At 67.2% G+C, this 12,641-nt stretch carries 10 protein-coding genes; 8 read left to right on the plus strand and 2 right to left on the minus strand.

All coding sequences use genetic code 11. From position 1 onward, the window contains the following. The 4 genes from EXE63_RS00075 to EXE63_RS00090 form a co-directional block, all read left to right on the plus strand. Window positions 1-451, plus strand: a 451-nt coding sequence (locus EXE63_RS00075; protein WP_168140281.1) for a sensor domain-containing protein, incomplete at its 5' end; no start/stop codon positions are given. A 111-nt stretch (window positions 452-562) separates the two neighbouring features. Then, on the plus strand, window positions 563-1,828 hold the full coding sequence (locus tag EXE63_RS00080) for a DUF4878 domain-containing protein (protein ID WP_168140282.1): 1,266 nt from the start codon (window positions 563-565) through the stop codon (window positions 1,826-1,828). 430 nt (window positions 1,829-2,258) lie between these two features. Continuing rightward, on the plus strand, window positions 2,259-3,533 hold the full coding sequence (locus tag EXE63_RS00085) for a DUF7373 family lipoprotein (protein ID WP_168140283.1): 1,275 nt from the start codon (window positions 2,259-2,261) through the stop codon (window positions 3,531-3,533). An 11-nt stretch (window positions 3,534-3,544) separates the two neighbouring features. Continuing rightward, entirely contained in the window at window positions 3,545-5,536 is a 1,992-nt protein-coding gene (locus EXE63_RS00090) for a serine/threonine-protein kinase (RefSeq protein WP_168140284.1), read from the plus strand. Window positions 5,537-5,680: 144 nt separating this feature from the next. On the opposite strand, the gene EXE63_RS00095 is transcribed toward EXE63_RS00090, so the two are convergent. Then, entirely contained in the window at window positions 5,681-6,679 is a 999-nt protein-coding gene (locus EXE63_RS00095) for a DUF4878 domain-containing protein (RefSeq protein WP_168140285.1), read from the minus strand. Window positions 6,680-6,890: 211 nt separating this feature from the next. Further along, window positions 6,891-7,778 carry a neutral zinc metallopeptidase gene (locus EXE63_RS00100; protein WP_168140286.1) on the minus strand — a complete coding sequence of 296 codons (888 nt, stop codon included), beginning with the start codon at window positions 7,776-7,778 and terminating at the stop codon, window positions 6,891-6,893. A 399-nt stretch (window positions 7,779-8,177) separates the two neighbouring features. On the opposite strand from EXE63_RS00100, the gene EXE63_RS00105 reads away from it, so the two are divergent. The 4 genes from EXE63_RS00105 (at window position 8,178) to EXE63_RS00120 (ending at window position 12,298) form a co-directional block, all read left to right on the plus strand. After that, window positions 8,178-8,363 (plus strand): hypothetical protein, encoded by a 186-nt coding sequence (locus EXE63_RS00105; protein ID WP_209999670.1) that lies wholly within the window; start codon window positions 8,178-8,180, stop codon window positions 8,361-8,363. Window positions 8,364-8,377: 14 nt separating this feature from the next. Continuing rightward, a complete protein-coding gene (locus tag EXE63_RS00110) occupies window positions 8,378-10,006 on the plus strand; it encodes a DUF2207 family protein (RefSeq protein ID WP_168140288.1) in 1,629 nt (542 codons plus the stop codon). 100 nt (window positions 10,007-10,106) lie between these two features. Beyond that, window positions 10,107-11,027: a hypothetical protein gene (locus tag EXE63_RS00115; RefSeq protein ID WP_168140289.1), complete on the plus strand. Its 921-nt coding sequence runs from the start codon at window positions 10,107-10,109 to the stop codon at window positions 11,025-11,027. A 167-nt stretch (window positions 11,028-11,194) separates the two neighbouring features. Then, on the plus strand, window positions 11,195-12,298 hold the full coding sequence (locus tag EXE63_RS00120) for a DMT family transporter (RefSeq protein WP_168140290.1): 1,104 nt from the start codon (window positions 11,195-11,197) through the stop codon (window positions 12,296-12,298). The last annotated feature ends 343 nt before the right edge of the window (window positions 12,299-12,641 follow it).

A 12,641-nucleotide genomic window follows, 5' to 3' on the forward strand; every position in this document is an offset into this window, starting at 1 on the left:
CGGCAACGTCGAACCACCACAGTGCACCGGCGCCTGGGGCCCGGGCTACGCCGCCACCTACGAGGGCACCGGCCTCACCGGTATGGCCATCCAAGGTGTCGCGCAGGGCCAGGAGCACCGCATCGCCCAAGCTGTGCTCGCATTTCCCGACCCTGCAGCGGCCCAGCGCATTTACGACAAGCTCGTCGGTGACTGGAACGCCTGCCAGAACACCCGCGCCGAGTTCAGCTACCAGGGCGCGTCCACCACGGTCGACATCAAGACACCACGCCCGATCGGCGACATCAACACCCTGATGCTGGTGCCCACCACCTCGCCGGTCCCCGGACAGCAGTGCGAGCGCGGTATGGCGTTGCGCGGCAACGTGATCGTCGATGTCCGGGTCTGCTCACCGACCGTCGGCAGCGCCGGATACTCGATCACCCGCGCCATTGCCGACAAGGTCCGCTGACCCCTCGCTCCACGTGCGCACCACCGACCAACCCCGCGCACCGCGCGGTAACGCCCTAAAGCGGTGCAGCCGTCGACGCTGCACCGATACGCGGCCACGAAGGAGATCACCATGACCAACCCCCCCAACGCTCCCGGCGGCTGGCCCGGTCCCGAGGACCCCACCGTCGTGACACCGCAGTTCCAGCGCCCCGCACCGCCGCAGCCGCAACAGGCGCAGCCAGCGGCAGGATGGGGCCAAGCACCGACGCCGAACCCTGCAACCCCGCACAATTCGTGGGGCACACAGCCACAGCCGCCGGCCGCTGGCACCCCACCAGCGCCCGCACAGGGCTGGGCAGGCTCACAGCAGCCGCTGGCCGCCGGAACGCCGGCGCAGGGATGGGCCAGTCCGCCACCGCAGGGCTGGGCTGGCGCGCCCGCCGGCACCGGCGCCAAGCCCCCGTCCGCTGGCAGGCGCCGCAAACTGATCATCGCCGCGGTCGCCGCCGTCGTGCTGGTGATCACTGCCGTCGTGGCCGTTCCGCGCCTGTTCGGCGGCGCCAGCTCGATGACCGCCGCGGAAACCGTGACCGCCTATCTTGAAGCACTGGCTGCCGGTGACGCCGAGCAGGCGCTGTCGTTCAGCAAGAGTGAACCTGCCAACGCCGATCTGCTCACCAGTGAGGTGTTGGCCAAGCAGATCGCCAAGATGCCGATCTCGGACATCCGCATCCTCGACGACGGTGAGGACATGGCGGGCATCGGGATGGCCATCGTGAAGGTCGCTGTGAAGTTTGGTAACCAGCTCTCGGATTCGACCGTGCGTCTATCGAAGGTCGAGGAGACCTGGAAGATCGACGAAGCCATCAACAAGATCGAGATCCTGAGCCCCAACGCCGCTGACGAAACCCTCACCTTGTTCGGCAAGGAGTTGAGCAAGGGCGAAGCGTTCTACGTGTTCCCCGGCTTCATCGAAGTGGGCAGCTCCAACGAGTACATCGATGTCACCGCAGACTCCCCGCTGCTGACCGGCTCGATGTTGTCGTTCCGACCGACCTACGAACTCAACGACGACGGCACCGAGGCCGTGTCCGCCGCCGTGGCCGATGCGTTCGCCGCATGCGAGAAGTCCAAGCTCCTCAATCCGCCGGCCTGCCCAGTCAAGCTCAACGAGTACAGCGCAGTCGACGGCACCGTGACGTGGGGAAAGTCCGATCTCAGCGGTGTGAGCATCGGCGAACTCAGTCCGTACGACCTGACTGTGCGGCTGAGCGGAAAAGTCGCCACCCCGGTGTCTTTTCAGACCCGCGACGGAGGGACCGAAAGCGGCACCGCCGAAAGCAGTATGTACAACTCAGTCGACGTCAGTACCTCTCCGCCGACGATCGGTCGATGAGCTGATGTCTCGGATCGCACTGCCTTGACTCGTGAGTCCTAGCGCCACATTTCACGACGAGGGACAGCTACAAGAGGAGGTGGATCGGAATGGCGGACTGGCCTGGCGAACAAGGCAATACGCCACGCGCCCGCGGCTGGGGTGATCCCGACGCACCCACCCGCACCGTACCGCGGTTTCCACCGCCATCAGCGGCGCCCACCCACGCTCCCGGCACACCACCACAGCCGGCCGCACGCACAGCACTCATGGGCCGCGCCGCCGGTTGCTGGTCGCGCCGGGGAACCGGCAGCACCAGCGCCCAATGCCCCGACGGCGCCAACCCCGCCATCCGCAGCTGCCCGGACAGTCACCGACTACCTAGAAGCGCTGAGCCGAAAGCACCACCCGCGTGCCAGGGAAACACTAAGGCAATGCTAGAGAGGCACCCGTGACACCTACGACCGCCGTTCTGAAACTCGCGATTGCTGTGAGTGCGTGTGCCGCGCTGATCACCGGATGCTCCTCCACCACACCGGGCACCGCGAAAACCGCGGCAGCAGGCCCGGATTCGGGGGCCAACGTCGCCTTGATGGACACCGGCCCCTACGACACCGCGTCGAGCAAACCGTTCGGCACCGTCGGCGACGACGCTGAGGGCGCCAACTTGCTCGAAGCGCACCGCATGGCCAACTTCGTGGTCGGACCATGGGAGGTCGACGCTGAGCTGAATAAGCTGCCGGGGGCACTGAGTTTGGGGATGATTGGCCCGATCCCGTCGATCCAAATCATGCGCAGCAACGGCGTGCTCAAAGACGACCTGATCGCCATCGCCGAGAAGCACCGCTTTATGACGGCGTTCTCCACGGTGCGCGTGGCGCCGGAAACAGCCGGCCAGCCGCGCAGCCTGCACAACTTGGTGCTGCGATTTCCCGACGCCGCCGACGCCGAGGCCGCCGCCGCCGAGATGGCCACCACCGAGGCGTCCCGGCCCGGACAACCCCCGACAGAAGCCGTCACCATCGGGAACACCCCAGAGGCCCGCGCAACCACATCCACACGCGACGGTGCAGTCAACGTGGTCAGTTTCACCGCCCATGGCCCATACCTGCTCTACCAGCAGGCCCAGACCGCCGAGGCGTTCCTGGGCACCAACGCAGTCAACCTGGTTGACGGTGCCCTGATCAGTCAGAAGCGCCGCATCGATGAGTTCACCCCCACCGAACCCGCGGCGATGGGTGATCTGCCGCTCGATCCCAGCGGACAGCTTCTGGCTCGGACCCTCGTCGCGCCCGACGGCGGCGCTCCGTTCATGATCGGTGTCTGGAATGCTCGCGGATGGCTGCATTTCGAGCTGGATCCGTTGCAGGCCAACGCGATGTTCAACACCGCCGGCGTCGACATCGTGGGCCAGCGACTCACGACCGTCTACCAGGCGGCCAACGCCGACGGAGCCACGCGCATCGTCGGCGGCCTGGTCGACCAGCTCGAAAACCTGCCCTCGGTGCGCGAGGTCGACGGCGTCAAAGGGCTTCCCGCCGCGAGGTGCTTCCAACGCACCGAAGGTGCGCTTCCCGGCACTGCGGCACCGACCTGGCAGCGTGTGGTCTGGCAGTTCAAGTGCGTGGCCAGCGCCGACCGGTACGCTTTCACCGCGTTCTCCGCCGATGTCACCGACGTGCGTCAGCAGATGGCCGCCCAGTACCGGATCCTCGCAGGGCAGTAGGTGTTTCGATAGTGGTTCTCCCAGCTGGATCGACGATCAGCGGTTACGTCATCGAAGACGTTCTCGGTTCTGGCGGCATGGGCACCGTCTACCGGGCGCGCCACCCGGTGCTGCCACGGTTTGATGCGCTCAAGGTGCTCTCCGGTGAGCTGTCGCGCGACGAGCACTTCCGCGCCCGCTTCGACCGCGAAGCCGAACTCGCCGCCACCCTGGATCATCCCAACATCGTCACCGTCTACAACCGCGGCGAAGCCGACGGCCAGGTGTGGATCGCGATGCAGTACGTCGCCGGCAGCGACGCCGAACGCGAACTGGCCGGCGGGCGCATGACCCCTCAACGCGCCGTGCACATCACCAGTGAAGTCGCCAAGGCTCTGGACTACGCGCATCGCCGCAACCTGCTGCACCGCGACGTCAAACCGGCCAACTTCCTGCTCGCCACCGACGACGAACGGATCTTTCTGGCCGACTTCGGCATCGCGCGCGCCCTCGACGACGCAGTCAACCTCACCCAGACCGGCACCGTGATGGCGACCATCGCCTACGCCGCACCCGAGACGCTGGCCGGCGAACCCGCCGACCACCGAGCCGATATCTACTCACTGGGCTGCTCGCTGTACCGGATGCTCACCGGCACATCACCGTTCAGTGGGTCCGGCGGCATGGCCGCCGTCGCGGCCGCCCACCTCATGGCACCCCCGCCGCGCCCCACTGATGTGGTGGCCAACCTGCCCGCCGCGATCGACAACGTCATCGCCCGCGCCATGGCCAAAGAACCTGGCCACCGCTATCAGAGCGCCGGGGATCTGGCCCGCGCCGCGGCCGCAGCCCTCGACGAGACCACCGCCGAGGTACGCATCACCCCCGCGCCCGCGCCAGGCCCCCGCCAGCCGTGGGGCCCGGAGAACAGCCCACCCCATTGGAGCGGCCCGCACCCCGGAACAGGCTCGTACCCGCCCGGGCCCGGATGGTCGACCGGCCCCACCCCGGCAACCGGGTGGCCCACCGGGCCTGGCCCCGCCGCCCCGGTGCACACCCCGACGGGAAAGCCGCGCAGCCGCAGAACGGCACTGGCCGCCGCGGGCGTCGCCGCCGCCCTCGTGGTCAGCGGAGGCGTCGGAACGTGGATGTTCACACGCGAGGACACCCCTGCCTATACGGCGCAGACGCTGGCCCACGAGCACGGAGAGGCCACCCTGACCTCCCCGCCGAACGCGATTGTGGCCGCCGGCCCCGGCGACGGGGATGCCGTGCTGTCCCTCGGCATACAGCCGGCCGCCATTGTCTCATCCCCCGGCGGGCTGCCCAGCTGGGAGAAAGACCTCATCACCGGCAACACCCAAGTGCTCTCCGACGCTGATCCTGCTCAAATCGCTGCCGCCAAGCCCGATCTGATCATCGACACCGGCGACGTTGACGCAGCGACCTACCGTGCTCTGGCCGAGATCGCGACCACCATCACCCGCTCGGCTAACGCCGGCGAATGGAGCTGGCAGACCCAGCTGCAGTGGATTGGCCGCATCCTCGACCGCACCGAACAAGCCCAGCAGCTCATTGACAACGCCGCCGACGCCCAGGCCGAGCTGCGCACCGAACATCCGGTGTTCGACGGCAAGAGCATCGAGGTCGTGTTCGTCGGCGATGACGGAATCAGTGCCGCCACCCCGAAATCCCCGGCCGCGCAATACCTGCAGGGGCTCGGCTTCCGCTACCTGGACAAGCCGGCCGTCACCGCGACTGCCGACGGATCAGCTATCGCCGCCGTCGCCGACCCCGAGCAACTCAACACGATCCCCACCGACGTACGGATCGTGGCACGCACCGACTCCGCAGCTGGTGGCGGCAGCTACAACGGGCTACCCGATCCCTTCACCAAGTACCGGGGCGCCACGATCATCGTCGATGATGTCGCGGCGATCGACGCGCTGCGGGTGCCCGGTTACGCGGCCATCAGCTATCTGAACACCGCGCTGGTCAACGCGCTGAGCCGCCAGATCCGCTGAGTGGGAGGCGTTCTCGCCCCGGCGACCGCGACACGCCTGCACGCCGACCGCGTGTGGTTGCGCGCCGAGATTGCGGCGCCGGGCAACCCGCGCACCAACCGGCAACGCAGGACAAATGTCGCGGCGAAAGGTCCGCTGCTTGATTCACTCGATGAATGCCGGCGGCGATGTCGTGAGGTCCACATTTTCGTACAGCTGCTGGACCGCAATGCGCTCGAAGGGCTGACCGGAGCGCAACTGCCCGGACACCGGGATACGGACCGCGCCGTTCACGATGGCGAACATTCGTTGGTCGTTGAAATCCGTCACCGCCACAGCCCCAAGATCCGCCTTACCCCACCTGAGGGTGCCTTCCACGACATCGGGATCGGTGATCTTGGCCCGACAACCCGGTGGGGCGAGCATCGTCGAGCCCTCGCACGGTGCGTACGCGTTGGCCACGGTGTCGAGAACTGCAGTCTCTCCCTGGTCGTTGATTTCGACGGTGGGCCGGAAGGTGACTGGCGTTTGTCCGGGAAGCGGTGAGGCGAACGTGACGTCGATGTACTCGTTGGAGGTGACCAGCTCAAGAGATCCGGGGAAAACATACAGCGTTTCGCGTTGGGTGAGTTTCTTGCCGAGAATGCTCAGTGTCGCCACGGCGGCGGTGTGATCGGCGATGTGCAGCTCGTTGAAGGCATGGTCGACCTTCCACTCATCGCCAACCTTGGTCACCCCCATCGTGACATCGGAACTCACCCCACCGAACATCATCGTCGCGTCCACATCGGCGGTGTCGCCCGCCTTCTTGCCCTCGGTCTGCCCCACGACCTGGATGTCGGAGATCGGCATCGCGGCGATCTGTGTGCGCAGAACTTCGTCGGTGAGCAGATCGGCGTTGGCGGGTTGGCTTTTGCCGTAGGACAACGCTGCTGCGGCATCGCCGCGGCTAAGCGCCTCCAGGTATGCCAGGACGGTCTCAGCGGGCCCGGCCGAGCCGCCCGAGCCAGCTGCGCCGGTCGAGCCGGTGGAGCCGTCGCTGTCCGTCCTCATGTAGGCCAGACCTACCGATATCGCGGCCACGATGACCGCGACGACCGTCAGCAACCCCAGACGGCGTGTCCGCGACGCGGCCTTGCCCGCCGGGGCCCCATCTGCAGGCACACCAGTCGGCCAGCCCGGTGGGTGTCCGCCGGCGGTGGGGGGTTGCGGCCGCCACGGTGGTGGGTTGCTGGGAGCCGGCTGCGGTCTCTGGAACTGCGGTATGACGTGAGTGGTCTCCTCGGAAGCGTCATCGCGCCGATCGCGCGGCCCAGGGCCCCGGTCACCAGGCCAGTTCGCCATAATGTCGCATTTCCCTTCCCCGCATAGCTTTTCAGGCGACCTCGGCGCGCGAGGCTGTCCATGTGTTGCACTGGGCAATCTCGTTGAGGGTGCCCCGAACGAACCAGCCCTCGACGTTCTCGGCGGTGCCGTGCGTAGGGCTGCCGGTGCCGCTGCCGTATTCAAACCGTCGAGTGTGGTCGACATCGGATCGGGTGAACGGTCCGCCGCTGTCAACGATGGATTCGACGAACATGCCCGCGAAGCACTGGACCTGAAGCTCGGTGCGGCGACTGCTCTCCAAACCGGCCGGACTGGTGCGACCAGCGCGGCGTTCACGTTGGAATGCCTCTTCCAGGACGCCGGTGAGGTTTTGCACGTGATGGCCGAATTCGTGCGAGAAGACTGAAAGGTAGTTCAACGGACGACCTTCAGTCCATGCTTCTGGCAGTCCGGCGATCGGCATATAGATCGTCTCGTTGATCGGGCAGTAGAACGCGGCGGCCTGCGCGGTGGACGTCGTCCCGCACGGAGACGTGGCAGTCGTCCCTACCGGGACCATGACCTTAGGGGCGTCGTATTCCATTCTCACGCGCTCGAATAACGGCTCCCAAGCTCGTTCGACGCACGGCAACGCCGCCGCGTAGAACGCTTCTCCGGCAGGTCCGTCGTTGGGGTAGCCGGGCGGGCCGCATACCTGCTTCTGCATGCCGCCGGCCTGCAAGATCGGGTTGGCCGTCAGGGCTGGCTCGCCGATCGGCACGGGCTGAAAACTCGGCGACGTCGTTGTTCGCGGCGTCGAGGCCGCCGACGTCGACGATGTCGACGAGGGCTGCGTGCTCGGTGCCGTAGCGGAGGTCGTTCTCGTGGTGGTGGTGGATGCGACGGTGCCGGCGCCCGGAAGTGCGGAGCGGATGCTTTCCGGCGAGGCGATCGCCACGCCGATGACACCGAGCGCGACGACCAGGATGGCCCCCAGGGCGATCTGCGCGCCAGAAGAACGCCGGGGAGCCGGCGCAGCAGGCGGGTAGGGCCACGGTCCCGGGCCGGGGATGGGTGGCGACGCACCGTGTCCGGGTGGTCGTCGGGCATGTGCCGGCGGTCCCGGGTAGGGCGGGTAGGGCTGCGGCGGGGGGCCTGGCTGCGGCGGGTAGCCCTGCGGCGGTGTCGGTGGGCGCTGGTAGTGCGGTGGTGGCACCGGTGGTCGCTGATAGTGCTGCTGGCGCGGCGGGGGCCGGGCGGGGGTGGCCGGCTCCATGCGACGGGTGTGGAGGTGGCCGCCGGAACGCACGGTGTGCGCCGGTGTCACCCCACTGCGGAGCCGGCCCCACTGGTCTTGGTGGCGGCACCGGATGCATCGGTGGCCGCGGCGGCTGTTGTTGCCTCCGAGGGTGTTGCGGTGCTGGTGGCGGGCGATTCGGATGCCCGGGTTGGCTCCCCGCCGGGGGTTGCCCACCCGGATGTGGTTGCCCGGGAAAGGGTGGTCGGCGACCGGGAGGATCCTGATGCGACGGCACCGAAGTAGGTTACCCTGCGCGTATGGGTGGGAGATTCACATATTTTCTGGTCATCGCTATGGCCTGGGCGGGGTTGCTGCTCATAGCTACTCCGCCAGCGCATGCAGACACACCGTTCACGCTCGATCTCGCGCTCGACGTGCGCGATGACGGCACATTGCGGGTCACCCAGACCACCACTGTCCCTGACGGCGCCACCGCGACCAGCCGGATGCCGTTGCAGATTGCGGTGGAAGGCAACCGGACGCAGCACTTTTCGGTCTCGGATATCAGCACCGAGAACGGAGCCCAAGCCACCATCGACGGCGAGGACCTGTCGCTGTCGGTCCCGGCCGGCACCTCCACGGTGCGCTACAGCGTCAGAGGAACCGTAGCCGATGGACCAGACCTACAGCAGTTCACCTGGCTCCTGGCCGCCGCATGGTCAGAGCCCATCGCGGAATTGACCGGCGTGTTCAGATCTCCTGCCGCGGCGCCGGACTCCCCGATCTGCGCCTACGGTCAGATCGGAATCCGGCGGCTGTGCTCGCTGACCCAGACCGAACTCAACGGGCAGGTGAGCTTTCAGCACAACAATCTTGCCGCCGGCGATGTCGTGGTGTTCTCGGTGCTGCTGCCAGCCGAAACTGTGCCTGCATCAGCGGAATTCAGCGCTACCGTCGCAGACGGCGGTCAGTCGCCGACCGCACAAGCCGGCGGCGCTGGCCTGATCGCGGCGACGGTGGCGACGGTGCTGGCCGGCGCGGCAGTTCTCGCTGCGTGGTGGCGACGCCGCAGCGACCGGGTCGCCGCGCAGTCAATCACCGACCAGCCGAACTTGCTGTCCTCCAGCGATACCGGCGGTGTGTTCACCTCCCCTGACGGCGTCCTTCCGGGGCAGATCGGTTCGGTCGCCGCCGGGACCGTCCGCGCCTCGGACTTCGGGGCCACGGTGCTGGACCTGGCCGTGCGCAACTATCTGTGGCTGGCCGAGATCCAGCGCGACGACAGCGAACCGGACTTCCAGATCTCGCGGCGCGCCGACCTCGACGAGGCGGTGACCCCGTTTGAGCGGGCAGTGGTGGATGCGTTGCTGCCCGACGGCCGCCAGTCGATCCTGCTCTCGGAGTTGACTGGTGCTCCAGCTCCGGTGGATTTGCGGCGTGTCAGCGCTGAGATCGGACGCAGCGTTGCAGCCCGCGACTGGACCCGTCAGTGGGGCGCTGCGCAGACGGTCGGGCTCTGGCTGCTGGGGATCGGCGCTGTCTCGACCCTGGTGCTCTACGTCGTCGGTGTGAGCCCGCTGTTCGGTGTGGCAGTGGCGGTGATGGGTGCAGGAATCACCGCTGCGGCATTGCTGATTCCCGCGCACACCCCGCGTGGATCGCGGTTGACCGCCGCGCTCGGTGGTCTGCGGCTGCACCTGAGCAACACCGACCCGGCAACGATGGATACCGCGGCGGCACCGGTGCTGTTCGAACGCGCGCTGCCCTATGCCCACGCAGTCGGTTTCCTGCAGCCGTGGTTGACCCGCTGGGGATACGCCGGGCCCCAACAGCTGCAGTGGTACCAGTCCTCACCGGCTAGCGATCCGCCGTTGGTGCGGCTGCCTGTCCTGGCAGCGACTCTCGACGGGATCGCCGCGCAAAGCCAGGCCGCCAACCCGCGCTGACTATCGCCGGGGATCTGTCCGCGGCGCGGACCGCGCAGAAGGGTTGCGCTGGCTCATTTTGGTGCCAGGTAGGACCTTTCAGGTCGCTTAGGGTAAATACATGCCCCGTTCAGCACTCATTCTCGTTCTCACCGCCGCCACGGCGCTTACCGCGTGCTCCGGGCCGGCTACGAGTGCACCGGAAGCAGCTGATCGGCTCGCGGTCATCAAAGAGTTGCGCGGTATCGATGTGTGCGCGCTCTACGCCGACGCAGAGTCGGTTGATGGTCAGCCACTGACCATCAAGGGTTTCGGCTCAGCGTTGAACTGCGAGGCCACCGTCGAGGACCCCGCCGGCACCGTTGATGCGACGATCGCGCTCAACATCGGCCCCTCCCAGCCGGCCGCGGAGGAGCCCAGTTGGATCCGCAATGAGGTGATCGACGGAGTGAACGTCACCATCGCCTCCAGCGCCGACCAACCCGACGCACCCCCGCGTGAGGAAATGGTGGCGTGGTCGTGCGAACTGGCGGCCAGCTACCCGGACAACGCACGATTGTCTGTATCAGTAATGGCGGACCCGGATGTCGATGGCTGCGCGGTAGCCGAGACGTTGATGCGGACCGCGATCAGGACCTTCGAGCAGCGGCCTTCTTTGGGCTCCAGCGGCCAACCTTCCGCGATTCTGTCCGGTGCAGATCCGTGCGCGCCGGCCGAGCGGCTACGGGCCACCCACGCGGTCGATATCGCCCCCGACGACGTCACCGTGAACAGCTGCATGTTCACCGTGGACGGCGGCCCGCCGGTGGATGTGTCGTTCTCCTACCAGGCCCCGGAGTTGGTCGACGTCTATCCCGACCAGTTCAGCATCGGCGGTCACCGCGTCGCCGGGGACCAGAGCAGCGGAGTTTTCGATGTCGTGGTCGGCGACGTCGTGCAAAGCGCGCGAGGCCCCGTGCTGCCGCTGGTCAGCGTCGTCGAACCCACCCAGAACATGGATCTCATTCGGCAGGTCGCGCAGGCAGTCGCTGACCAGTTCTAACCCGCCGGATGGCCGCCTGGCCAGGCCTTCACCGCGCTACGCCGGCAAAAGCGGAGGCTAGAGGAGGTCTGTGCGCTCCCTGTGCGAAGAGCCGAAAAGAAGTGATCAAACACCCCTTGGGGGCAGGTAACGTGATCAACCGAGCAACTTTCCCGAGGGGACCAAACATGGATGATGTCGAAAAGACGCAGGATGTCACCGACAACGCACCGCACGACGTCGACCCGGACAAGACCACGGTCGTGCCGAGCACACCACGACCGAGCACCGCCGGTGCCCAGTACGGCGACGACGCAGAACGGACGCAGATCGTGCGGGACACGCCCGCCCCGTCGCGTCCCGCGCCTACCACCGAGCGCCAGTACCCGCCGGCCGCAGCGGGCGGCCAACAGCCGCCCCTCGCCACGCCCCACCAACACCCCGGCACCGGAGCCCCGCCGCAGCGTCCGCAGACCCCACCGCCTGCCCAGTACGGCCCTGTGCCCGGAACAGCGCCGCAGCAGGGACCGCCGCCCTCGTACGGGCCCCCTCCGATGAGCGGCCCGACCAACTACGGCCCGCCACCGGCGCCCGGACCCCACTACGGGCCAGGCCCCCAGCCGCCGCACGGCTACCCACCGCAGCACGATCCCTACGCCCAGCCCGATCCCTATGGGTACTCAGATCCCTACGCTCAGCAGCCCCCGCAGGCGGGACCGTTCCCCGGACAGCCCGCTGGGCAGCCGCCGGGACCGCAGCCCGGACAGGTGCAGTCACCGCTGCAGGCAGCCAATTCCGCTCTAGCCAAGGGCGGTTCATTCATCGCACGACTGATTCAACGCGGCATGTACGGCGAGCTGATCAAGAATCCCTGGTTCCAGCAGACCCGCCAGCAGTCCCCAGATCAGTTCGTCTACATCGGTTTCGGCATCGGCGTCGTCCTGGCACTCATTCTCGGGCAGATCGGCGGCTTGATCGGCGACCTTCTCACCCTGGCCATGTGGGCAGGCCTGGCCTACACGTTCTTCGCCGTCGGCACGAAGAAAGCCGTCCAGTTCGTCGCCTACGGCATCTGCGGCATCGGCGCAGTTCTCTACGGCGGCGGAGCCCTCCTCGGATTCCTTGCCTGGTCGCAGCTGACATCGTCGCCCTACATGAGCGGCCTCGGCGGATCGAGTATCGGCACGGTCATTCTGCTGCAATCCATCACGAGCACAGTGTTCGCCGTCCTTTTGGGCTGGGCCGGGATCACAGTGCACCGCACGATCAAGAAGCTGTCCGGGCACGGATAGCTCCAAACAGCTCGACTACACGGGCGGCACCACTGTCACACTCGACGGTGGTGCCGCCCGTCTTTCTTGTCCCTCACGGAGGTATCGCATGACCGCCGCGACACCGTCGCCGCTGCGCGGTTGAAGCATCGAAAATTGGTGCGCAACAGGGGCTGCACCGCACCTTAGGCTCGAAGAAGGCCGCAGCCAGCGGTTTACAACGACGCCAAGGGGGGCGATACGCCATGTGCGTGCACAACCTATCCACGCTGCGGACGAAAGCCGTTGCCAGGCAGGCAGTGGCCACCCTCACGGCGGCAATGATCGCACTGTCGTCATCTGCTTGCGGTGGCGTTGACGACTC

Source organism: Mycolicibacterium frederiksbergense (assembly GCF_012223425.1).
Taxonomy (GTDB): domain Bacteria; phylum Actinomycetota; class Actinomycetes; order Mycobacteriales; family Mycobacteriaceae; genus Mycobacterium; species Mycobacterium frederiksbergense.

Coding starts and splice junctions, on each gene's coding strand:
- EXE63_RS00080 (WP_168140282.1), top strand. CDS start 563: ATGACCAACCCCCCCAACGCTCCCGGCGGCTGGCCCGGTCCCGAGGAC.
- EXE63_RS00110 (WP_168140288.1), top strand. CDS start 8,378: ATGGGTGGGAGATTCACATATTTTCTGGTCATCGCTATGGCCTGGGCG.
- EXE63_RS00115 (WP_168140289.1), top strand. CDS start 10,107: ATGCCCCGTTCAGCACTCATTCTCGTTCTCACCGCCGCCACGGCGCTT.
- EXE63_RS00120 (WP_168140290.1), top strand. CDS start 11,195: ATGGATGATGTCGAAAAGACGCAGGATGTCACCGACAACGCACCGCAC.